The sequence below is a fragment of the Vulgatibacter incomptus genome (assembly GCF_001263175.1).
Classification (GTDB): domain Bacteria; phylum Myxococcota; class Myxococcia; order Myxococcales; family Vulgatibacteraceae; genus Vulgatibacter; species Vulgatibacter incomptus.
Genome location: NZ_CP012332.1, coordinates 2,950,306 through 2,972,500 on the forward strand (window position 1 = coordinate 2,950,306; position 22,195 = coordinate 2,972,500).

The window sequence follows — 22,195 nt, forward strand, 5'->3', positions numbered from 1 at the left end:
TTCAGCCATGCAGGCGAGCCTGCCCGAGGGGCGAGGGCCGATATTCGACGCGTACGTGATCGTGGACTGGAGCGCGAACCAGAAGCCCAAGCGCGGGGCGGACAGCGTCTGGTGGGTCTGCGCGACCTGGCGCGACGGGACGCTCTCGATCGAGGAGGCTGTGAACCCCGCCACGCGGATGCTCGCGCGAGAGCAGCTCCGGGGGCGGCTGCAGAGGCTCGTCGACGAGGGCGCCAGCGTGCTCCTCGGCTTCGACTTCGCTTACGGCTATCCCGCCGGGCTCGCGAGTCGCCTCGGGCTCCCGGTGGACGAGCCCTGGCGCGCGATGTGGCGCGAGGTGGCGGGCGCGATCGACGACCGGCAGCAGGATCTCGGAGTCAACAACCGCTTCGAGGTCGCGGCCCGCATGAACCGCGCGCTCGGCGGGGGGCCGGGGCCGTTCTGGGGCTGCCCGCCTGGCGTGGAGATCGACGGGCTCACGCCGACCAAGCCCCCCGTCCCTGGAGCGTTCCGGAGCTCCGCGTGGTGGATCGGCGCGCCCGTGGCCCGAAGTCGGCCTTCCAGCTCGCCGGGGCGGGCTCGGTGGGCGGCCAGGTCTTGATGGGGCTCCCGGTCCTCGAGTGGCTGCGAAGCCATCCTGCTTTCGAGACGATCTCCGTCGTCTGGCCGTTCGAGACGGGACCGGCGCTTCCGCCGCGGGGGAGCGGCGCGCGGATCGTCCACGCCGAGGTCTACCCTTCGCTGGTGCAGCACCCGATCCCGGTGGGCTGGTGCAAGGACCAGGCACAGGTCGTTGCCCTCGCGCATCACCTGGCGCGGCTCGACGCGTCGAATGACCTCAAGGCGCTCTTTGCTGCGCCGGAGGGGCAGCCGCCCGAGGTCCTCGATGAGGAGGGCTGGATCCTCGGCGTCGAGTGAGGAGGTTGGTCGGCGGCGCAGCTGCGGAGCGGCTTTGCTTCGAAAAAGGTCGGATGGTAGGGTTGCACCTTCCACAAGGGGGTAACGATGCGTCTACGACTCTTGGGCGTAGGACTCGCCGTCTCGACCGGGCTGGCTCTCGCGGCAGGCTGCGGCGGCGACGAGCCAATCTCCGGGCTCTGCACCGTACTGCCGATCGAGTGCCCCGGCTCTGTCCAGCTCACGTTCGACCCGCCGCTCGCCGAGAAGGGCACCTACCACATCATCGTGGACCTCGACGCCGGGCAGATCAGCTGTATCGCGTCGATTCCTGCCTCTCCCGAGCACTGTTATTCGGTTCGATCAGGCGAGCCGATAGGGTCAGGGCGTGTCGAGCGTGACCCCGACAATGAAAACCTCATCACCGGATTCACCTTCGACGGCGCCCCGGATCGGTTCGAGGCTACGGTCGCCGCAGTGTTCGAGCTTCACGACGCCGAGGGCGGAAGGGGACTGCTCCAGATGAGCATCGGCCCCGAGACCGTAGAGCCCACCTACGCGCAAGGGCCTGACGGCTGTCCGCCCGCCGGCTGCTCGCCGGGTACCGCGATCATCCGAATTCCTCTCCATCCCGACCGGGGCTAGCGCTTCGGCGCGGAGCAGCGAGGCGCGTCCGAGCCGCCCGCGTCTCGGAGGAGCTGCTGGCCGCTCGGGATCCGGCCGCGGGCGAGCGAGACCTCTGCCCAGCACTGGAGCCAGGCCGGGTCCCACTGGACCGGCCCGACGCAGTCGCGCTGCCTGAGCTCCGCCCGCGCCGCGAGCTCTCGATCGACCTCCGCCGAGAACGCGGCCGCCAGGCGCTCTCCGAACCAGCGCTCGAACGTCCCGCGGTCCGGTGCCTCGAGCGGATCCGCCGCGAGGCCCGCTGGAGCGAAGCCGGGGTTCGAGGTGTCCTCGAGCTCCAGGGTCTCCTCCCAGGTGCTGCCGCCGATCGACGTGGAGAAGCTCGTCCACCACTTGTGGTGTTCGATCACGTAGCGGTGTTTCCCGTAGATGGTCTCCGAGACGGTGGGCTGCAATCGCGACATCTCCGACTCGGCAGATCGCAACGTCGATTGGCGATCGCTCAAGAGCCGGTCGAGAATCCTGGCCTCGTCGCAGAGCCGATCCTCGAGCGATCGCTCCGAGCTCCCGAGGCTCGTGCCCATGGAGTCGGACCTGGCGCGATCGCAGTGGGTCCGGGCGATCGCCGCCCGAGGCTCGAGCTCCGACACCGCGCGCTGGGCCTCCCGGCTCTTGCGGTCGGCGGTGATGTACGCGGGATTTGGCACGTCCACCGATCCGACTGCGTAGGAGATCGAGCGCTCCTCCTTCGTGACTTCGTGCTGCGTGCGCCCGAGCACGCCGCGGATCCCGACCTCCAGCACGGCCGACGAGCCGTCGACACAGCGCGCGCCAGACGAGAGAGAGGCACAGAGGTCCGCGGGTTGGATCCAGGCGCCGCCCACGTCCAAGCGGAGGCGCACGGGCAGCGTCGCGGCCTCGAGGAATCGGCTCCGCGCGTCTGCCTCCTGCGAGGGCACGCCCAGACACGAGGCCGCCGAGGCCAATGCGAGCTCGGCGCCCGGCGCTCCCTTCGCCGCAACGAGCAGCGAACCCAGGACCGAGGCCGCGCGGCGCTCCTCCGCCCGCACCAGCTCTCCGTAGCCGGGCCGATCCACCTGCCGCTCGATCCGCTGGAGGCAGCCCACCACCGGCACGACTTCCGAAGGCGCCGTCGCCCTCCCGCAGCCTTCGGCGTGGCGAGAGGCGGCACCGTCGACGAGCGCCAGCACCGAGGGATCGTCGGGGCGGAGATCCCGCGCAGCACGGAGCGCGTCCAGACACGACACGGCGTCGCCCGTCTCGCAGCCGGCAGTCGCCCTTTCGACCTCGCGCTCCACGGCGACGCGGGCGACGTCGTCTGCCTTTCGGCACGCCTCCCCGTCGTCCGGCCGCAGCCCGCAGGCCTCTCGGTATGCGACCGCCGCTCCGACGAGATCGTCGCGGGCGCTCGCCTCGTCGCCCCTGCGAATGGCTCGACCGAAGGCGGTGCTGCAGCCCGCGAGGACCAGCGCGGACGCTCCAAGGGCCGCCCAGACGCCCATCGACTTCATTCGACCTCCCCGACTCGATTCACACGCTCGAGCGACCGACGAGAGGATCCTGCCAGGGCTTCAGTTGATTTCGCGCAGGGTAACGAATCTTCACATCGACGCGCGGCGCTACAGCTCGCGGCGGCGGAAGGCGTCGGCCAGGTGCTCGGCCACCCGGAGCGCGTTGGCCTGGATGGTGAGGGTGGACGGCACCGAGCCGGAGGTCGGCATGAAGCCGCCGTCGACCACGTAGAGGTTGGGCACCTCGTGGGAGCGACAGTTGCGATCCAGGACGGACCTGGCGGGATCGGAGCCGAAGCGCAGCGCGCCGTGCTGCAGGACCCAGGTGATCCCGAGGCGGGAGCGGGTCCACACCCGGTCACAGCCCATCTCACGAAAGAGATCCTCCGCGCGGTCGGCGAGGAAGCCGGTGGCGAGGCCGTTGTTCGCGTGGTGGCGGACGGCGATCTTCGCCACCGGCAACCCATGGCGATCCCGCACGTCGGAGTCGGTCTCGACCCGCGACTCGGGGACCGGCACGAACTCCGCGAAGATCTCGGCGGCGAGCGTGCGGGAGTGGTGGAAGCGTCGATCCATCTCGGCCTTGAGCGCCCTGCCCCACAGCGGCAGGTCGGCGCTCATCGAGGCCATCTGGGCGTTGGCGATGGGGTTGGGCGGCACGAGATCGAAGCGGAGGGTGCCCGCCTTGGGGACGGGACCTCCTTCGAGCCGGTAGAAGTCCTGGACGCTGCGGCCCAGCCACATCGTGCGCCCCTCGAGGAGTCCGGGGATCCCCTTGCCGCCGCCGTCCTCGTGGAGCTCCGCGAGGACCGAAGCGTTGGCGGAGAAGCAGAGGTTCCTGCCCACCTGGCCGTTGCCGTTGGCGAGGCCGTCGGGAAAGCGCTTCGAGCGCGAGTTCAGGAGGAGCCTCGACGACTCGATGGTGGAGCAGGAGACCACCACCACCCGCGCGCGCTGCTCGTGGAGCTCGCCGCGCTCGTCGAGCCAGCGCACGCCGCGCACCTTGCCGTCGGAGCCAGCGACGACCTCGGTGGCCATCGCCCGCGGGACGATCGTGCAGCGGCCCGTGGCGAGGGCCTTCGGGATGAAGGTGGCGAGCACGCTGGACTTGGAGCCGTTCCAGCAGCCGAAGCTGCCGCAGTGGCCACAGAAGTTGCAGGGCGGCCTGCCGTCGTAGAGCTGGGACAGCACGGCCCGCGGCGTGTTGTACGGGTGCCAGCCCAGTCGCGCGGCCGCCGCGTCGAGGTGGAGCGCCAGCGGGTGATCGGGGAGCGGCGGCATCGGATACGGCGCGCTCCGCGGCGGCTCGAAGGGATTGCGGGCGCCGTCGCCGCTCACGCCGATGAGGCGCTCGGCGAGCTCGTACCAGGGCTCGAGCTCCTCGTAGGAGATCGGCCAGTCCTCCACGCTGCTGCCCTCGGGCCTGCCGTAGACGCTGCGCTGACGCAGGTCGTCCGGGTGCAGCCGGAGGAAGTAGCCGCTCATGTGCACGGTGCCGCCGCCGACGCAGTTGGCGATCCAGCCGTCGTCCGTGACGCGCCACTTCTCGCCCGGCGCGTCCTGCACCAGGTGGGGCTCGAGCGTCGGCGGCGGCACGAAGAGCCCGCCGCGGGTGACGGCGATCTCATCGTGCCGGGCGAAGTCGGCCAGCGTGAGGTGCGGGCCCTTCTCGAGGACGACGACGCGGGCGCCGGCCTTGGCGAGCCAGTACGCCAGCGTGCCGCCGCCGGCCCCCGAGCCGACGATGCAGACGTCGACCGCCTCGCTCATCGCGCGCCTCCCGCGCCCGCCGGTCGGCTCACGCCGGATGGTTTCCGAGCGGGAGCGATCGGGGTCGCGGGCCGGGCCGCGCCGGCTTCCTTCCGCTCTGACGCGACCGGCGTCGCGGAGCCTGCAGCGGGCGCTCCGACGACGCGGGCGGGCACCAGAGCACGCTCCGAGGTCGGCGCTGCGCCTGTCACCTGCCAGCCGACGCGGTTCCGATTCCCGCCGTAGCTCGGATCGCCGAGGAAGCCCTCGAGGGTGATCGAGATCAGGATCCGCAGGAACTGCTCGCCCTGCGCCGAGCCCCTCTGCGTCTCTTCGAGGACCCGATCCTGCTCGTCCTGCCCGAGGTCCACGAAGCGCGCCCCGGGGCGAAGCCTCGCCGCCCGGCGATCGAGGGCGAGGAGGCCGCCGACCACGCGCTTGCGGATCTCGCCGAGCTCGGGACGCCGGAGCTCGGAGGCGGCGAATTCGATGACACCAGCGTCCGCGGCCCCTGGCGATCCGGGCTCGCTCGGCAGGATGCGCTCGCATGAGGCGGCGAGGGCCGCGACCTGGTCGGCGCTCAAGGGCGGGCCGGGGAGCGGGTCCGGCGCTGGCTTCAGCTCGAGTGGAGCCGGCCCCGACTCGAGCCAGGCGCAGCGCTGGCTGGAGAGCGCGGCGCCGAAGATCGCGAGCTGCTGCAGGAACTCACGACGGCTCGTGCCGCCTTTTCGATGGCTCATCTCGCTCCTCCGGAAGCGGCACGCTGCCACGCATCGCCACGCGCCGCTAGAGCGTGTGAAGGAATCGGTCCCGCGGAGGCGGGCCCGATTCCTTCAGCCGCGCTACGCGCGGTCGCGCCCTTCCGTGGCTCCGCCTTTGGCTTCGCGTGCGCGGAAACGCTCTTCTTTTCGTCTGCTCCGCCTCCGGCTCCGCGGGGGCCGAACGCGAAGCTCATAGCGTCAGCAGATAGGCCACGAGATCGTCGCGCTCCTTTTCGGAGAGCGAGGCGGCCGCGGCGTGGACGCCGCTGGCGAGAGGCGGCTCGAGCACGCGCCTCAGCGCGAGCCCAGTCTGCGGGACGATCGCGTCTCCCTGCACCTCGAGGCCCGCCGCCCCGCTGGCCAGGAGGGGGAAGACGTCCCAGACGCCCACGAGGGAGACGGGCGGCCAGCCCGGATCCCGCGCCATGTCCTGGAGCTCGGGCCGCAGCGGCAGCGCGAGCGGCGTGCCGCGGTGGAGGCGGCCCCGGGTGGCCTCGTCCTGATCCGTGGTGAACTGGGGCGCTGGATGGCAGCTCCCGCAGCCGCTCGCCTCGAAGGCGCGAAGGCCCGCCACCGCGTCGCCTCGCCCGCCACCGGGGAGCTCGAGGTCCGTGGGGAGCTCGCCCTTCGGGCCGACGAAGGGGTTGGGGAGCGGCGTCAGCGTCTCGGTGTAGTGCGCAAGCGCCGCGATCTCGTTCGACGTCGGCTTCGGGTTCTGGAAGCGGTTGCGCGCCAGCACGTCGCGCGCCATGTGCCGCAAGGTCGGGAGCATCGACGGCGTGAAGTAGGGAGCGCTGTCACGCACGGTGCGAAGCGACGTGGACCGGTAGATCCGCATCGGCCGCCCCTTGGTGAAGAGCATGCCGCCGGTGTGGCCGTCCGGATGGCAGGCGTCGCAGCTCATCCGCGTCTTTCCCAGGTCGGTGTGATAGGCGATCTCACCGAGCCGACGCGACGGCTGCGCCTCCGTGCCGAAGAGCTGTATTCGCAGCCCGAGCTCGGGACGCCAGGGCGCGGAGACGTCGACCGCCTGGACGGCCCCGTCGAACCGGGCGAGCACCCAGAGCGTCCGGCGATCCTCGGAGAGCCGCAGCGCCACCGGTCCGCTGTGCAGCGACTCGGACGCCCTCCCCTCCACGCCGAAGTCCGCGCCGTCTCGAAGGCGGGGCGTGCGGACCGAGGGCGGGATCTCCAGCGAAGCGACGAAGGCCTCCCGCGAGTCCGCGTCGCCGGCGGCGAGCCTCGCGGCGTCGAGGATCTCCACGCGCCCGGTGGAGACGTCGGCGACGTAGAGGAAGCCGCGCTCGTCGTCGAGGGCCAGGCCCTCGGGCAGGCCCTGGCGGAGGGCGACGTGGCGCAGGAACCGCCCCTCGCGATCGACCACACCGATCCCGCCGTTCATGGTGACCTCCATGCGGTCGGGGTTCGGGCCGATGTTGGGCCCCACGCTGCTCACGAAGAAGACGCCGAGGCGATCGCTCGCGACCACGGCGCGGGGACGCTTCCCGCCCATCGCATGCAGCGCGTAGGTCTCGGTGTGCCCGCCCACGATCGGAGTGGTGGAGTCTGGTGATACTCGAAGTGTCCGGGCCTCCGACGGGAGCACCAGCGTCAGATCCTCGGTCGAGGCGTTCCCCACCAGCAGGCGGTCGCCCAGGAGCGCGAGCGGCCGCGGATCCACCGGGCTCTGGTAGCGCCCGATCACCCGGCCGCTCCCGAGATCCACGCGCAGCACGGACTCGCGGACGTGCTCCGTCACCCAGGCCTCGTCGCCCTCGACGATCACCTGCTGCAGGCCGGGGCTGAGGGGAATCGAGCGCTGGGGCCCGGCGGGATCTGCTGCGCTCACCAGGCGCAGCTCGCCCCCGTGCTCGCAGGCGATCACCAGGAGCTCGTCCCTCGATCGTTTCGCCAGCGATCGGGGCCCGTCGCAGGTGGGGACGCGCCGGACCTCGCCGGACGCCTCGACCACGAGGAGCTCATCGGTGGTGCGAGAGACGGCGAAGACGCGGCCCGCCGCCACCTCCAGGTCCAGGGGCGTGGGGAAGGCAGCGTCGTTCACCACCGTGAGGGGAGCCGAGCCGTCCGCGCCCTCGAGCCTCGCCTCGAAGACCGCGACGGCCTGAGCCGCCGGGATCTCGATCCCCGCGGGGATCACCGCGCCCAGGTGGCCTTCGTCCACCCAGCTCGTCTCGAGGCGCAGCTCGCCAATCGCGAGGCGAAGGCCCGGGCGTAGGGCCTCGCCGTAGATCATCACCGGATAGTCGGTCTGGTTGCTGATCAGCCTGGGGCCGACGGCGCGGAGCACCGCCGGCTCCCGCGCAGGTGTGCGCTGCAGCGCGAACGCGAGCGTCCCGACGGCGACGAGCGCCATCGCCCCGAGGCCAACCAGACGTCTACTGCTCACTTCCCAGCGCCCCCAAGCTTCTGTAGGGCCACCTGCGCCTCGTCGTAGCCGGGCTTCAGGCGGAGCGCCTCGGAGTAGGAGGCCTTCGCGGCGCCGAGGTCGCCCTTCTCCTCCAGGAGCTTGCCGAGCCAGAAATGCGCCTGCTCCATGGTCGGCTGCGCCGCCACCGCCGAGCGCAGCGAGTCGACCGCGGCGTCGACCATCCCCTTCTTGTAGAGGGCGAACGCCAGGTAGTAGTGGGCGGCGCCGAGCTCGGGCTTCTCGCGGATGGCCCGGCGGCACTCCGCGAGCGAGGCTTCGAGCTGGCCCTGCCGGTAGAGCACGGAGCAGAGCTCGGCCCGGATCTCGGCGTACGCGGGCTTCACCTCGAGGGCGTCGCGGTAGGCGCGCGCCGCCTCGGCGAAGCGGCCCTGCCGATCCCACGCGTCGCCCAGCTTGAAGAGCGCCTCCGGGCGCAGCTCCGGATCCTTCGCCGCAGCCGTGAACCACTCCACCGCGGCGTCGTACTTCTGTCGGCCGAGGCTCGCCTCGCCGAGACGGAACTGCGCCGGCGCATAGCCCTCTTCGGCGGCGACCGCCGCCTCGTACTCCTTGTATCCTTCCGGTGCACGGCCCCGAGCCACGAGGAGCTCGCCGAGGAAGAAGTGGGGCTCGGGATCGGCGGCGTCCAGCTTCAGGGACTCGCGGTAGCGCTTCTCCGCCTCCTCGGCCTCGCCCTGCTCCGCGAGGGCCTTGGCGAGGAAGAAATACGCCCGCGCGTCGTAGGGGTTCATCTCGATCGCCAGGCGGAGCTGGCGCACGGCGGCGCCGCCCTTGCCTTCGGCTGCCAACGCCAGCGCCGACTGCCGCATGGCCGCCGCGTCGCCGGGGCGCAGCCGGAGCACCTCCTGGTACTCGGCCTTCGCCAGCGCGATGTGCCCCTTGCGGAAGAGCGCGTCGCCGAGGGCGCGGTGCGCATCCGCCGACGCGGGCTCGAGCAGCACGGCGTCCTGGAGCGCGGAGATCGCGAGGTCGAGCTTCCCGTCGGCGAGGTAGGCGAGGCCCAGGTTGTACGCCGCCTGTGTGAAGCGGGGATCCAGCCGGAGCGCCGCCTGGAACGCGGCGATCATCGCGGGGATCTCCTTGCGCTTGCCGTGGATCACCCCGAGGTTGTTCTGCGCCCGCGGGTTCTCCGGACGGAGGGCGAGGGCCTTCTCGAAGGCCGTCACCGCGGCGTCCAGGTCGCCCCCGCGGAGGAGCGCCACGCCCTCGTTGTAGACGAAGTCGGAATCCGCGGGATCGAGCTTGGCGGCGCGGCGGTAGGCGGCGATCGCTTCGGCGTAGCGCCCCTGCTCCAGCATGAGGTTGCCGAGGTTGTTGTGGCTGGCCGCGTGGGAGGGATCGAGAGCGATCGCCTTGCGGTAGGCGGCGACCGCCTCTTCGACTGCGTGTCGACGCGCGTACGCCGCCGCGAGCTGCGACCAGGCCTCCACCTCGCCCGGGCGGAGCTCGGTGGCCTTGCGCAGCGCGGTCACCGCCTGGTGCAGGAGCCCCCCGCGGCGAGAGGCGATGCCCAGGTCGAGCCACGCCGTGTACCGCGAAGGCTCCAGCTCCGTGGCGCGCTTGAACTGCGCGAGGGCCTGGTCGAGCCTGCCGAGCTGGAAGTAGACGGCGCCGAGATCGATTCGCGCGTCCACGTCGGCCGGCGCGAGCTTGACCATCTGGTCGAATGCCGCCAGCGCGCAGTCCACGCGGCCGCCGGCGAAGCAGCGCTCGCCCAGGCGCCGCTGCAGCGCGGGATCGAGGGGCGCAGAGCGCACCGCGTCGAGGGCCTGGGCGATGGCCTGCTCCGAGCCGTCGGCCTCTGCAGCCGAACCCGCGATCGCCGCCTCCTTCTCCTCGCCACCTGCGGAGTGGACCTCGAGCGATTCCGCGTCGGTCCGGGCCGGCGCCTGCGAAACGGGCCCCGCCTTCGGGGCGGACGCCGCGCCGGCGCCGGGGCGGGCCGCCTTCGCGGCGACCGCGGGCTGCGGCGCCGCCGCGAGGAGGCACGCGCACGAGGCCGCCGCCAACCCCAATCGCCTCAGAGCGTATGAAGCGTGCTCAATCGGTCCAGAGGCCATGATCATGATCGCCCGTCCTGGTCACGTATTCGCGTCTGCTGTCGCGCCACTTCTCCAGCGCCTTCGCGGCCCGGGCCTCGGCGGCGTTCGCCCCCTCGGAGGCCGCCGCCAGCTCCTTCGCACAGGCTTCGTACTGCGCCTCGAAAGGCGGGACGTAGCCCTCCTTCACGGGGAAGCCGAAGCGCACGGCGAGCCGCGCCTTGGTGAGCTCGAAGGAGGTGCGCGCGCAGTAGACGCCGATCTCCGCCTCGTCCAGCCGGGCATCGGCGAGCCGCCGCTGCTCCTCGCGCCACGCGACCTTCGCCCGGGAAGGCTCCTTCGCCTTGCTCCGGTCCGCGGCGTCCTCCGTCTCCCCGAGCCGAGCCCGCGCACGGGCCAGCGCCTCCCGCGCGTCGTCCCGCCGATCGAGGGCGATGATCACCTCGTTCTCGGCCTCGTAGGCCCAGCGCCGCCCCTCCAGCGGCAGCTCGTCGCGGACCTCCTCGTCGACGCGAACCGACGGGATCCGCGCGGCGCTCGAGGCTCCGCAGCCCGCGGCGACGAGCGCCGCCACCAGCACGCGAGCCGCCGCTCCGGCCCGCCGCCTGCTCATCGAGTCCAACCGTCCTTCGACCGCAGCGTTTCGCATCACTTCACCTCCGCCACGGCGCCCGGAATCAGGCCCGGATCGTTCGCGAGGCGCGCCGCGCCCGCGCCCACCTTCGCGCTCTCCGCCTGGGCCTGCCGGTCGTAACCGTAGGCCCGGTAGAGGGCCGCCAGGTTCAGGCGGGCGCGGACGTTCGAGTCGTCCTTGTCGAGGGCCGCGCGGAAGGACTCGAAGGCCTCCTGCGGTCTGCCCAGCGCGTGCGCGATCACGCCGCGGAGGTTGAACGTCGCCGAGTCGGCGCCGCCCTCCGACGCCTTGTCCACCACGAGCCGCGCCTGGTAGGGGTCGCCCGCCCTGAGGTAGAGGGTGGCGAGCTCGCCGAGCGCCGCGTAGTCCTTGGAGTCCTTTGCGATCCGCGCCCGGATCTCGCCGGCCACGGCCATCGGGGGGCACCCCGACGCGCCGGCGCCTCGACGCGATCCTCGGCTTCGCCGGCCAGGGGCTTCCCGGACAGGCACGCCCGCGCCGCCGCCGTGAAGACCTTCAGCTCACCCGCCTTCGCCGCACAGGTCGAGATCGCCTCCTGCGACTTGGAGCGATAGTCCTCCGCACGGGAAGCGAGAGCGGCCCGATACCGGGCGCCTCCCGCCTCGTCCACGCCGGCGGGCAGCGGCGCCTTCTCGAGGAACGTCGCCGCGTCATCGTAGGCCATGGCGAGCCGTCCAAGGGCAGCGAGCGCCCACTGCGCGCTCTGCCGCTCGATGACGTCGACCATCGCGCCCTCGACGCGCGAGAGCGCCGCGAACTTCGCCTGGATCACCTGTGCGTCTGCGCCGCCGCCGAAGCGGATCGACGCGAACTGATCGTACGCCGGGGCGGCGAGGAGGTAGCGCGCTCCCGCCACCGCCTCGGCCTGCTCCGGATCCGCGGAGGAGATGGCTGCCGCGCGCTCGAAGTGCGAGGCCGCGTCGCCGCCCCGCCCGAGGCGCGCGAGGGCCTGGCCGAGGCGGAACTCGAGGCGAGCGCTCCCGACGCCGGCTGCCCGGGTCCTGCCGAGGACGTCCGCGCTTCCGGCCCAGTCTCCGCTCAGCTCCAGGAGCTCGGCGAAGGTCAGCGCGACCTCCTCGCGGGCAGCGTCCGACGCGGCGCCCGAGAGCACCGCCCCGAAGGCGCGCCGCGCACCCTGGCCGTCGCCCAGATACGCCATCAGCGTTCCGGCGGCGCGGAGCGTCGGCGTCCGAGCGGCCGGATCCTTCTGCCGCGCGGCGGCCTCGTCGAAGTAGCGCGCCGCGCGCTGGAAGTCCGCCGCCTGCACCGACATCTTGCCCAGGGAGGCGAGGACGTCCGGCGCCACCTCGGTGTCGGGGTAGTCGCGTAGGAGGCGCTCGCCGACCTCGACCACCTGCTCGAGGTCATCGGAGTTACGCGCGGTGATGAAGGCGTTCACGAGCGCCCGCTCGCCGATGCTGCTCCCCTGGTGGCTGGAGGCGAAGGCCATCAGGCCGTCCACCATCCCCTCGCCGCCCGAGCCCGCCGCGAGGGTCACGCCCTCGAGGGCCCTCGACTCGGCGCCGGAGGCCATCGCCATCAGGTCCGCCCGGACCTTCGGCGGGATCCGCTCGTTCGAGGCCATGCGCCGCGCGAGCACCACCAGGCCGCCGAAGTCCTCTCGGGACCGCAGCGAATCCAGCGCGAGCTCCGCCGCCGCCTCGCCCTCGGGCGACGACGGGTACTCCTCCACGAGGGCCGCGAAGAGCTCCGCGGCGTCGTCGTACCGCGCCTCGTCGTAGAAGGTGCGGGCGAGCTGGAACTTCACGCCGGCGCGGTCGGCGCCCCGAGGCCACGAGGCGAGGTAGACCCGTGCCGCCTTCCGGAGACCGGACCTCGCCTGCGCCTGCTCCAGCCGCGCGAGCTTGTGTGCCTGCTCCAGCGACTTCGCGTACGACGAGACGGCGTTCACCGTCGCCGACTGACGCTCGGCCTCCGGCGCGTCCTGCATCACGCGCTCCCAGGCCCGTCCGGCGAGGAGGCTCTGGCCCGCAGCCGTCCGGACCTCGGCGAGGTTCATGCGGATCTCGGCGGAGGCCGGCTGATCGGCGAAGAAGGCGAGGTAGGTGTCGTAGGCGTCGCCCACCCGGGCGAAGAGGGTCTCGTCGCGGTGATCCTTCGCCGCCTGGTGGCCCTTGGTCGCGAGATCCCGGGCGTAGGCCTCGAGCTCGACGCGCAGGTTCTCCTTCTCCTTCGCGCCGAGGCGCCAGTCGTAGCGCCGCGCAGCGTAGACGCCGCAGACCAGGCGCACGTCCTGCGCCACGAAGTCGAAGCGCTTCTCACGAAGCACGCCGTCGTAGAGGCGCTGGACCCACTCCACCGAGTCCTCGTCGTCCGCGCCCAGGGCCAGGAGCTCGCGGTAGACCTGTCCGGCGAGGGCGAACTCACCCTTCACGAACCACCGGCGCCCGAGCTTCGAGAGGGCCGCGAGGTAGGTCGTGCGGGAGTCCGCCAGGCGCCGGAAGTAGGCGAGCTGTTCCACCGGCTTCTTGTGCACCTCGGTGTAGGGGAAGACGAGGTCGATCAGCGCCTCCCGGCGCAGATCGATCCGCCGCGAGCCGCCCTCCTCGCCCTCGTCCAGGAGCTTCGTGATCGCCTCCTCGAAGAGCTTGAGCGCGCCCGCGTGGTCGAGGCGGTTGATCCGCACCCAGGCCAGCTTGTAGCGGGCCATCGCGTGGGTGCCCGACTCGGGCGACGCCAGGATCGACTGGTAGCTGCGCTCGGCGTCGTCGAGCTCGCTGCGGTCGAAGTGGTAATCGCCGAGCACCAGCAGCGCTTCGTTCCGATACCGGCTCTGGGGATGCTCGGTCGTGATTCGACGCAGGAACTCCCGCATCTTGTCGAACTCGCCGAGCTCCCGGTACTCGTGGGAGATGAAGAAGAGCACCTTGTCGCGATCGGCGAAGTCCGGGAACTCCTGCAGGATCCGCTCGTAGATCCCGACGGCACGCTCCTTGAGGAGGCGGGCCTGCACGGAGGTCACCGCCTTCTCGCGGCGCTTCTGCCCCTCGTAGGCGATGAAGTAGTGGTAGCGCGCCTCCTCGACGTGGAGCTCGGCGAGCCGCAGGTAGAGGTCGGGGAGGTAGGCCTGCCCGCGGGATCGGTCGATCTGATCCTTGGTGGACTGGATCGCGAAACGGACCTTGGTCACGTTCCGCTGCAGCCGCGCGATCTCGTCCTCGGGCGCCGGGGGCTGAACCACCCGCGTCGACGCGCAGCCCGACGCGCACAGGAGCAGCGCGGCGAGAGCCGAAAATCCAAATGCCCGCGACATCATTCGACGCACCGATTCTCGATGAGGAAACGCATGTCCGGCAGCTCGTCGCTCCAGAACTCGCCGTTGAAGCGGTAGAAGGTCGTGTCGCCGGTGCGGGGGATCACCTGCACCTCCGGGCGACGCCAGGCCTTCCCTTCCGAGTCGTTCACCCGCTTGTGGATCGAGACGCCGACCTCGTACTCGAGGAGGTTGGCCTGCTCTCGCGCCGCGAGGAGCCGCTCGGCCGCCTCGTCGGCGCCGCTGGCCAGCACCCGGGAGCGCTTCCACTCGAGCTTCGAGCCGACCTGGTCGTAGACGTGGTCGAGGTGCGCACGAAGCCCGCCTGCCACCATCCAACTCCCCTGCCTGCCGAGGAGCGCGCGCTCTTCGCGCACGGCGTCCGAGACCCGGAGCACCGAGCGGACGTTCGGGAGGATGGAAGCGGCCTGCGCCACCACCGCGATGCGACCGGGCTCGGTGCCGGCCTCCACCTCGGTGATCGCCTCGCCGAAGCGCTCGCGGAACTCGGCCGACGCGCGGCGCGCCGCCCGGAAGTGGCAGAAGCGCTGGTAGATCAGGCCCTTCAGCACGTAGGCGTCCGGGAGGAAGAGGTCCACGTTCGCCGGCGCGCCGAGGGCGAAGATGAGGCCCATCGCCTCGTGCAGCCGCCCCTCGCGGTAGTGCGCCCAGGCGCGCTCCAGGAGGACCTCTCCGCCGGGCACGTTGAGGGTGCCGCGAACGCGGCGGAAGGACGCCACCGCGTCCCCGATCCGCCCCGCCTCGAAGAGGAGTCGCCCCTGCACCAGCAGCGCCTCCTGCTCCACGTCGGGCTCCGGCGTCGCCGCCAGGATCGCGTCCACGAGCTCCAGCGCCTTCGCCGGCTCGTTCTCCCGCACCAGCGAGACCGCCCGGACGAGCTGCGCGCGCTGGCCGTACATGCCTTCCGGCCGGATCCGATCGAACTCGTAGTCCGTCCAGCGGCGGTTGCCGAGGCGCAGGTTCGCGAGGCCACGCTGGAAGTGGAGGAAGTCGGCGAGCTCCGGCGGCAGGTTCGCGAGGTCCGCGTCGGCGAGCACGCCGGCGAGCAGATCCTCCTCGAGGATCAGCCCGCGGCGCGAGAGCGCCTCCACGCCCGCGAGCGCCCGAGGGAGGAGCTGCGGCATGTTCCGCCGCCCGACCACGTCGAAATAGTGCGCCGCTGCCGCCTGATGGAAGCTGAGATGCGTGAGCGCGTCCGCGAGGGCGAGCTCCGCCGCCTCGCGCCGCTCCGCGGAGGCCGGGAACGTCGCCCACGCCTCGTGCGCGAAGCGGGCCGCCTCCTGCCAGTCGGGCTTGCTCGCCGCGGCGAGGGCCTTCTCGAGGAGCGACTCCGCGAAGGCCAGCCGCTGCTCCGCGGGGTTCTCGACGACGGCGTCACCGGGAGCATCCGGAGAATTCACCGGCTCCGGTTCGTCGGCGAGGAGCGGGATGGGCCAGGCCAGCGAGAGGAGCCCCGCGAGCGCGGCGATTCGTCTAGCGGACATTGAGGCTGATCCCGGTGGAGAAGAAGAGCTCGTTGCTCGTGCTCTTCACGTCCTTCGGCGACACGAAGTAGTAGTCGCGGGCGTCCAGGCGGAGCGACCAGGACTCCGAGAGGTAGAAGCGCAGGCCCAGGCCGACGTTGGCCCCGACGTAGGTGCCGGAGCTCTGGAGCTCGCCGTCGCTCTCGTAGCTCGCCACCGCCGGCCCCGCGGTGAAGAAGAGCTCGCCGTAGAGGAGGCTGCCGTTGAGCCAGGCGAGCTTGCCGTAGAGCGGCTTCACCACGAGGTTCGAGTTTCCGAGCCACTGGATCGTGGGGAAGCGGGTCGGCGTCACGCCCCAGTTCGACTCGAGCTCCCTGCGCAGATCCGTGTCCACGTTGAAGGAGTACGCGGCGTTGACGACCTCCCAGGCCCAGAGGTCGGAGAAGTGCAGCGTGTACGCGCCGGACGCCGTGTAGCCCTTGTAGAACGCGTCCATCGGCAGAGAGCCCGCGTTCACCGAGAACTCGTGGCTCGCCGTGTACTTGCGGTTCTGCACCGCGTAGAGCGCACCGCCCTCGTCGAGATCGTCTGCGTTCGCGGGTCCGCTCCAGACGACCGCGAGGAGCGCCGCGGCGACAGCCGCGACCGAGAATCGATTCATGCCAGTACGCACCTAGAACCCCTGCACGTTGAAGACGAACGGGAAGGTCACGGTCACCGAGCCGCCGGTGGGCTCAGGGAACCGCCACGACTTGATCACCTGGGCGACGCAGGTCGCGACCGCCTCGTTCGCGAGAGATGACGAGCGGACGCGGGTGGACTCAACCGCGCCGCTCGGAGCGATCACCCAGTCGAAGACCAGCTTCCCCTGGAGGCCCGGGTTCGAGATGAGCTGCCGCTCGTAGCAGCTCTGCACCCGGGCGATGCCTTCGTTGATCACCTTGGCGATGGCCTCGCGGCTCAAGGAGCCTCCGCTGGTACCCACGCTCCGAGGCGGCTGGCGCGCCACCGTGCCGCGCACCTGGCCCGTTCCGCCTCCGCCCGCGACCTTGCCGACGTTCGAGCCCGCCAGCAGCGTCGCCGCCGCGCGGGTCTCGCGACCGCCTCCTCCTCCGGCCGCCTTGCCGCCGCGGGAGAGGGTGACCTCGTCCCCGGGCACCTTGCCGATGGCGCCAGAGACCTGGAAGCTCGACGACGAGCCCGACGGCGCGCGGACCGCGGCGATGTTCGAAACCGCCGCAGCGACCTTCGACGGTCCAGGGGATCCGATCCCCTCCAGCGCAGCGAGGGCGCTGTCCGCCGCAGAGGGAGCCGGCGCCGCGGCCGGCGCGGCCCGCTGTCGTCCCGGAGAGGCCTTCGCCGGCCGGGGCGCCGCGGGTGCGGGCTTCTGCGGCTCCGGCGTGGGCTCCGGCGTCGCCTGAGGCTCCGGCGCCTGCACCTCGGCGATGGGCTCGGGGGGCTTCGGCGGCTCGGGCGGCTTCTCCATCTCGAGATCCTTGAGGGTGATCTCGGCGAACTGCGCCTGCTCCTCCATCACCAGGAGCTCGGGCGGGGCCAGGAGCGCCTGCACCCAGATCCCAATGAGCATCAGCGCGATCCCGGCAACGCCGACGACGCCGTAGCGCCGATCCTCCGGCGAGACGCGGAATGACCACTTCTTCGGCGGCGGCGCGGGGCTCCGCACCCATCGAACGTCGTAGGTCGCGCCGTCCAGCACGAGGCGGGCACTGTCGCCCTCCGCGAGCTCCACCGCGTAGATACGGCGCTTCTTGTGGTGGAGGTGGCCGTCGTCGCAGAAGCTCGCGAGGGAGACCGGTGCGCCGCCCAGGCGGAGCGTGCCCTCGTCACCCTCGCGGAAGAAGACGCGGATCCGTTGCTTCGCGAGGACCCGGAACATCTGCCAGCGCTGCCCGTCCGCCTCGCGGACGACCTCGCAGCTCTCGCCGCGCTCCAGCCGGCGCTGCTCCACCAGCCGATCGCCGCGATGCCGCAGCACCTCCGCCGTGAGCGCCGCGCCGGCGCCGGGATCACCGCCGTCGCGGACCACCGTCTCCAGCAGCGAGAACGGCGGTGAGAATCGCCTCTCGGCCTCCTCGTCCTCGTCCACCTCCGGTGAGACGGTCGGATACGGAAGCGCGCTGAAGCCCTCTTCTGCGACCTCGCGTGCCGCCGTCGCCTTTGGGGCGACGGCGTTCTTCTCGGGCACCACCGGCGGGGGGGCCTCGAGGCTTTTTTTCGCGGAGCGAACCGGGTCGTTCGCCGCAACGCCGTGCGACGCGGATCCGTGCACCAAGGGAGGGCGTGCTGCGGAGCCCTGGTCCGACGGGCCGAGGGCTGCCCGCCGATCCACCGGAGCGGCTGGCGCGTTGGCGACGGGCCGATTGGAAGGCACCGCCGCCGGCACGGGGGGCTCGCTCGCCGGCGGAACGGGCGCGGGGCGCTCGCGGCCGGTCTGCGTCCTCTCGAGGGCGGGAGTGAGCTCGAGCCCGGTCTGCGTTCGCTCCATCGGAGGCGGAGCTTCATGGGCTGGCTCGTCGACGATCGGCTCGACCTTGATCCGCGAATCGCCCAAGCGGATCTCGTCGAGAGGTCCGATCGGAGCAGTCGCTACGCGCCTTCCGTTGACGAAGAGCCCGTGGCTGCTCCCGTCGTCGCCGATCCAGAGCCTGCCGTCCTGGACGAAGAGGACCGCGTGCCGTCCCGAGACGAGCGGATCCTCCAGGCGCAGCCCGGCGTCACTCGCGCGACCGACCGTGACCGGCCGGATCCCCGAGAACATCCGGGAGCCCGAGAAGCGGCCGCGGTCGAAGACGAAGACCTCGAAGGCGAGCGCGGCGACGGCCGCGGGCTCCCTCTCTCGATTCGATGGCTGGCTCAGCGGTCCGTCTCCTGCGGAAAGACCTCTTCCACGATCTCGCGCCGGTAGCTGCGCCGCTCCCGGACCATGCTGCTGAGGTCGCTGCTGACCCGTTCGAAGAGGTAGACCGCCCCCGCCTTCGCCGTCTGTCCCTGGATCAGCCGCGCGTCGAACTCCACGCGCTCACCGCGGCGAAGCGCCTGACCATCGCCACCGCCCGCTTCGACGGGCTCGGTCGCCTTCTGGGTCGCAGGCGGAGGCGTGACGGCCGCGCTCGCCTTGCGCGGCGCGGAGCGGGGGCCCGGCTTCGCCGCCGCCCCACGCTGCTGATCGGGGGCCTTCCCGGCCGCCTCGGACGAGGCAGGCAGGAGCGCCAGGATGACCATGCAGCCGTAGACGACGAGCCCGTACCGCACGACGACACCTTCCTTGCGTCTCGCGCAGGGCCCCTCGGAAATCCGACGAGAGCCGCCGATGATCGACGCCGCTGTCCCAGGATCGGGTTTCGATAATTCGTACCTGATTCCACCTCGATCTGTCAAAAATCTTAAAGACCCCGCCAAGCTGTGAAAGGTCGCTCCACCGGGTCCGCTCCGGCTCTCCGGCAGGGATCCAGGAGAGACCGGGCAGGCCGCTCCCTCGGAAATCCTTCGGCCGGCTCGCGGGTCCCAGGAGGTAGGCTCGCGGGTCCGAGCACCGAAGCGTGCGGCGGAGAGTGGACGGAGAGCGGACGATGACGGAGCGAGTGCACTTTCTGCCCTGGGAGCAGGTGAGCGAGGCCGCCGAGCGCGCGTTCGAGCGTCATGCCACCCGGATCCGGGCGGCCATCCCGGACGCAATCCTCGAGCACGTGGGCTCGACCTCGATTCCGGGCGCGATCACCAAGGGAGATATGGACCTGCAGGTGCGGGTCGACCCCGAGCGATTCGCCGCGGCGGAGGCCGCGCTCGCGAAGCTCTACCCGCGGAACACCGGGAGCACCCGGACCGAATCGTTTGCGGCCTTCGAGGAGAAGGGCCAGCCCGACGTGGGAATCCAGCTCACGGCGATCGGTGGTCCCTTCGACTTCTTCCACGAGCTACGGGACCGCCTCCGCGGCGACGTCGTGGCGTTCGAGGCATACCAGGGGCTGAAGACTCTTTACGAGGGGGCCCCGATGGCGAGCTGGCGCGCCGCCAAGGAGCGATTCTTCGAGGCGCTGCTTCGCGGAACCGCGAACTGCACGCCGACCGTTGCGGGAGGCTCGGGCGAGCGCCTGGTAGAGGCCGCACGGCGGGCGGCGGAGGGCGCCGATCCGGCCCACGACTTCGCGCACGTGCTGCGGGTCGTCTCCTCCGCCGGCCGCATCGCGGAGGCGGAAGGTGCGGATCGCGAGATCGCAACGACCGCCGCGTTGCTCCACGAGCTCTTCAATCATCCGAAGGGCCACCCGGAATCCCACCTCTCCGGTGAGCGCTGTTCCGAGCTCGCCCTGGCGCTCCTGATCGACGAAGGCTGGCCCGTTGCCCGCGCCGAGGCGGTCGCCTACGCGATCCGGGTCCATCCCTTCTCCCTCGGAGTCGTCCCGGTCACCCTGGAGGGTAAAGTCGTCCAGGACGCCGACAGGCTGGACTCGATCGGCGCCATCGGGATCGCGCGATGCTTCGCGACCACATCGACGATGAAGCGACCGTTCTACGACCCCGAGGATCCGTTCTGTGCTCGAAGGGAGCCGGACGACAAGCGATGGGGCGTGGATCACTTCTATCGGAAGCTCCTGAGGATCCCCGACGTCCTCCACACCGCCACGGCACGCCGGCTCGCCGCCGAGCGCGCGGGCTTCATGGAACGCTTCCTGGAGCAGCTCGGCAGCGAGCTCTGAGCGGCCACCGGCTCGACGCGCCTGCCAGCGCGCCCGCCGCGGTCACGCCGAACAACGTGATCCAGAATACGCGAAAAGCCCCAGCGCCTCTCGAAAGAGTCGCTGGGGGCTCGCAAATAGAATCCGGCGGCGTCCTACTCTCCCACACGGTCTCCCGTGCAGTACCATCGGCGATGAAGGGCTTAACTTCCGTGTTCGGGATGGGAACGGGTGGGACCCCTTCTCCATTGCCACCGGAAAATCAAAGGTCTCTCTACGGCAAGGCCGCAGAGGAACCAAAAATGTACCACATACGAAGGAAGGTTCCGGTCAGAGCCGGAAAAGTACGAGTCGGATGCAGTTCGTGATGCGTCCAGGTCGTAGACTTCGACCTTGGCCTCGAGCCGCCAGTGCCTTTGGCGGTCAGAGGAATGGGTAACCAAGCCTCACGCTCGATTAGTACCGGTCAGCTCAACACGTTGCCGTGCGTACACCTCCGGCCTATCAACCTCGTAGTCTTCAAGGGAGCTTCAGGGGCTTTCGCCCGGGAGTCGTAGTCTTGAGGTGAGTTTCCCACTTAGATGCTTTCAGCGGTTATCTCGTCCGTACATGGCTACCCAGCTATGCCACTGGCGTGACAACTGGAACACTAGAGGTACGTTCAACCCGGTCCTCTCGTACTAAGGTCAAGTCCTCTCACGACTCCTACGCCCACAGCAGATAGGGACCAAACTGTCTCACGACGTTTTGAACCCAGCTCGCGTACCGCTTTAATCGGCGAACAGCCGAACCCTTGGGACCTGCTCCAGCCCCAGGATGCGATGAGCCGACATCGAGGTGCCAAACCTCCCCGTCGATGTGAACTCTTGGGGGAGATAAGCCTGTTATCCCCGGAGTACCTTTTATCCGTTGAGCGATGGCCCTTCCATTCAGAACCACCGGATCACTAAGACCTGATTTCTCACCTGCTCGACCCGTCGGTCTCGCAGTCAAGCACCCTTATGCCTTTGCACTCGACGCCCGGTTTCCAATCGGGCTGAGGGTACCATCGCGCGCCTCCGTTACATTTTAGGAGGCGACCGCCCCAGTCAAACTACCCACCAGCCAGTGTCCTGCGCCCGGATTACGGACGTCAGTTAGACACCAGAATCCACCAGGGTGGTATTTCACCGTTGGCTCCACCGAACCTAGCGGCCCGGCTTCAAAGCCTCCCACCTATCCTACACAAGCAAACCCTAGTGTCACTGGCAAGTTGTAGTAAAGGTTCACGGGGTCTTTCCGTCTTGCTGCGGGAAAACTGCATCGGCACAGCTATTTCAATTTCGCTGAGTCCCTGGTCGAGACAGCGCGGCAGTCGTTACGCCTTTCGTGCAGGTCGGAACTTACCCGACAAGGAATTTCGCTACCTTAGGACCGTTATAGTTACGGCCGCCGTTTACCGGGGCTTCGGCTCACTGCTTCGCTTGCGCTGACAGATCCCCTTAACCTTCCGGCACCGGGCAGGCGTCAGACCCTATACATCCACTTATCGTGTTAGCAGAGTCCTGTGTTTTTGATAAACAGTCGCTACCGCCTATCCTCTGCGGCCTGGTTCGGCTCGGGGAGCAAGTCCCTCTACCTACTCCAGGCCCACCTTCTTCCGAAGTTACGGTGGCAATTTGCCTAGTTCCTTGACCAGAGTTCTCTCAAGCGCCTTAGGATTCTCTCCTCGCCCACCTGAGTCGGTTTACGGTACGGGTACCAACATGGCTCCACGCGCGGCTTTTCTTGGAAGCGTAGGATTACCGACTTGTGGTCTTACGACCTCGTCGCCTGCCTCAGCGTAATGGCCTCGCCTTTTCATCGTACGAGACCCGCCTACACAGGAAAACCGGGACGTCCAACACCCGGCTCGGCTACCTTTCTCCGTCCCCGCTCGCTTCAACGCCATGAAGGCAGCGCAGGAATATTAACCTGCCTTCCATCGCCTACGCCTTTCGGCCTTGGCTTAGGTCCCGGCTAACCCTGGGCGGAACGGCCTTCCCCAGGAAACCT

General features: G+C 70.3%; 16 protein-coding genes and 2 rRNA genes (1 of these 18 cut by a window edge). 4 read left to right on the plus strand and 14 right to left on the minus strand.

What is annotated here, in order from left to right:
- Positions 1-7 precede the first annotated feature (7 nt).
- The 3 genes from AKJ08_RS12275 to AKJ08_RS12285 all read left to right on the plus strand — a co-directional run bounded on the left by AKJ08_RS12275 (position 8) and on the right by AKJ08_RS12285 (position 1,542).
- The gene (locus tag AKJ08_RS12275) at positions 8-601 is read left to right on the plus strand and encodes a hypothetical protein (protein ID WP_050726333.1); all 594 of its coding nucleotides are present in this window, start codon (positions 8-10) and stop codon (positions 599-601) included.
- Entirely contained in the window at positions 601-918 is a 318-nt protein-coding gene (locus AKJ08_RS12280; protein ID WP_205624723.1) for a hypothetical protein, read from the plus strand. Before AKJ08_RS12275 ends, AKJ08_RS12280 begins: the two co-directional genes overlap by 1 nt.
- 87 nt (positions 919-1,005) lie before the next feature.
- On the plus strand, positions 1,006-1,542 hold the full coding sequence (locus AKJ08_RS12285; protein ID WP_157370647.1) for a hypothetical protein: 537 nt from the start codon (positions 1,006-1,008) through the stop codon (positions 1,540-1,542).
- On the opposite strand, the gene AKJ08_RS12290 is transcribed toward AKJ08_RS12285, so the two are convergent.
- The 12 genes from AKJ08_RS12290 to AKJ08_RS12345 all read right to left on the minus strand — a co-directional run bounded on the left by AKJ08_RS12290 (position 1,539) and on the right by AKJ08_RS12345 (position 18,737).
- Positions 1,539-3,053 carry a hypothetical protein gene (locus AKJ08_RS12290; protein WP_050726336.1) on the minus strand — a complete coding sequence of 505 codons (1,515 nt, stop codon included), beginning with the start codon at positions 3,051-3,053 and terminating at the stop codon, positions 1,539-1,541. The two genes, AKJ08_RS12285 and AKJ08_RS12290, sit on opposite strands and share 4 nt — an antisense overlap.
- Before the next feature lie 108 nt (positions 3,054-3,161).
- Positions 3,162-4,823, minus strand: a complete 1,662-nt coding sequence (locus tag AKJ08_RS12295; protein WP_050726337.1) for a GMC family oxidoreductase — start codon at positions 4,821-4,823, stop codon at positions 3,162-3,164.
- Positions 4,820-5,542 carry a gluconate 2-dehydrogenase subunit 3 family protein gene (locus AKJ08_RS12300; protein ID WP_050726338.1) on the minus strand — a complete coding sequence of 241 codons (723 nt, stop codon included), beginning with the start codon at positions 5,540-5,542 and terminating at the stop codon, positions 4,820-4,822. The genes AKJ08_RS12295 and AKJ08_RS12300 overlap by 4 nt, the downstream gene beginning before the upstream one ends.
- A gap of 211 nt (positions 5,543-5,753) precedes the next feature.
- Positions 5,754-7,970, minus strand: a complete 2,217-nt coding sequence (locus tag AKJ08_RS12305; protein ID WP_157370648.1) for a YncE family protein — start codon at positions 7,968-7,970, stop codon at positions 5,754-5,756.
- Positions 7,967-10,021 (minus strand): tetratricopeptide repeat protein, encoded by a 2,055-nt coding sequence (locus AKJ08_RS12310; protein ID WP_050726340.1) that lies wholly within the window; start codon positions 10,019-10,021, stop codon positions 7,967-7,969. The genes AKJ08_RS12305 and AKJ08_RS12310 overlap by 4 nt, the downstream gene beginning before the upstream one ends.
- A 31-nt stretch (positions 10,022-10,052) precedes the next feature.
- A complete protein-coding gene (locus AKJ08_RS12315; RefSeq protein WP_157370650.1) occupies positions 10,053-10,700 on the minus strand; it encodes a hypothetical protein in 648 nt (215 codons plus the stop codon).
- Positions 10,700-10,981: a hypothetical protein gene (locus AKJ08_RS19865; RefSeq protein WP_169788816.1), complete on the minus strand. Its 282-nt coding sequence runs from the start codon at positions 10,979-10,981 to the stop codon at positions 10,700-10,702. Before AKJ08_RS19865 ends, AKJ08_RS12315 begins: the two co-directional genes overlap by 1 nt.
- Positions 10,924-13,983 carry a tetratricopeptide repeat protein gene (locus AKJ08_RS12325; RefSeq protein ID WP_082343122.1) on the minus strand — a complete coding sequence of 1,020 codons (3,060 nt, stop codon included), beginning with the start codon at positions 13,981-13,983 and terminating at the stop codon, positions 10,924-10,926. The genes AKJ08_RS19865 and AKJ08_RS12325 overlap by 58 nt, the downstream gene beginning before the upstream one ends.
- Positions 13,980-15,485 (minus strand): hypothetical protein, encoded by a 1,506-nt coding sequence (locus AKJ08_RS12330; protein WP_050726344.1) that lies wholly within the window; start codon positions 15,483-15,485, stop codon positions 13,980-13,982. The genes AKJ08_RS12325 and AKJ08_RS12330 overlap by 4 nt, the downstream gene beginning before the upstream one ends.
- Positions 15,475-16,125 carry an outer membrane beta-barrel domain-containing protein gene (locus AKJ08_RS12335; protein ID WP_050726345.1) on the minus strand — a complete coding sequence of 217 codons (651 nt, stop codon included), beginning with the start codon at positions 16,123-16,125 and terminating at the stop codon, positions 15,475-15,477. Before AKJ08_RS12335 ends, AKJ08_RS12330 begins: the two co-directional genes overlap by 11 nt.
- Before the next feature lie 12 nt (positions 16,126-16,137).
- On the minus strand, positions 16,138-18,243 hold the full coding sequence (locus tag AKJ08_RS12340) for an AgmX/PglI C-terminal domain-containing protein (protein WP_050726346.1): 2,106 nt from the start codon (positions 18,241-18,243) through the stop codon (positions 16,138-16,140).
- Between the two features lie 95 nt (positions 18,244-18,338).
- A complete protein-coding gene (locus AKJ08_RS12345) occupies positions 18,339-18,737 on the minus strand; it encodes a hypothetical protein (RefSeq protein ID WP_050726347.1) in 399 nt (132 codons plus the stop codon).
- A gap of 317 nt (positions 18,738-19,054) precedes the next feature.
- On the opposite strand from AKJ08_RS12345, the gene AKJ08_RS18735 reads away from it, so the two are divergent.
- Positions 19,055-20,182, plus strand: coding sequence for a GrpB family protein (locus tag AKJ08_RS18735; protein WP_082343124.1), 1,128 nt, complete (start codon positions 19,055-19,057; stop codon positions 20,180-20,182).
- A gap of 121 nt (positions 20,183-20,303) precedes the next feature.
- Here AKJ08_RS18735 and rrf read toward each other — a convergent pair.
- A 5S ribosomal RNA gene (gene rrf / locus AKJ08_RS12355) occupies positions 20,304-20,420 on the minus strand.
- A gap of 176 nt (positions 20,421-20,596) precedes the next feature.
- Positions 20,597-22,195: ribosomal RNA gene (locus AKJ08_RS12360) — 23S ribosomal RNA — on the minus strand; it runs 1,362 nt beyond the window's last position.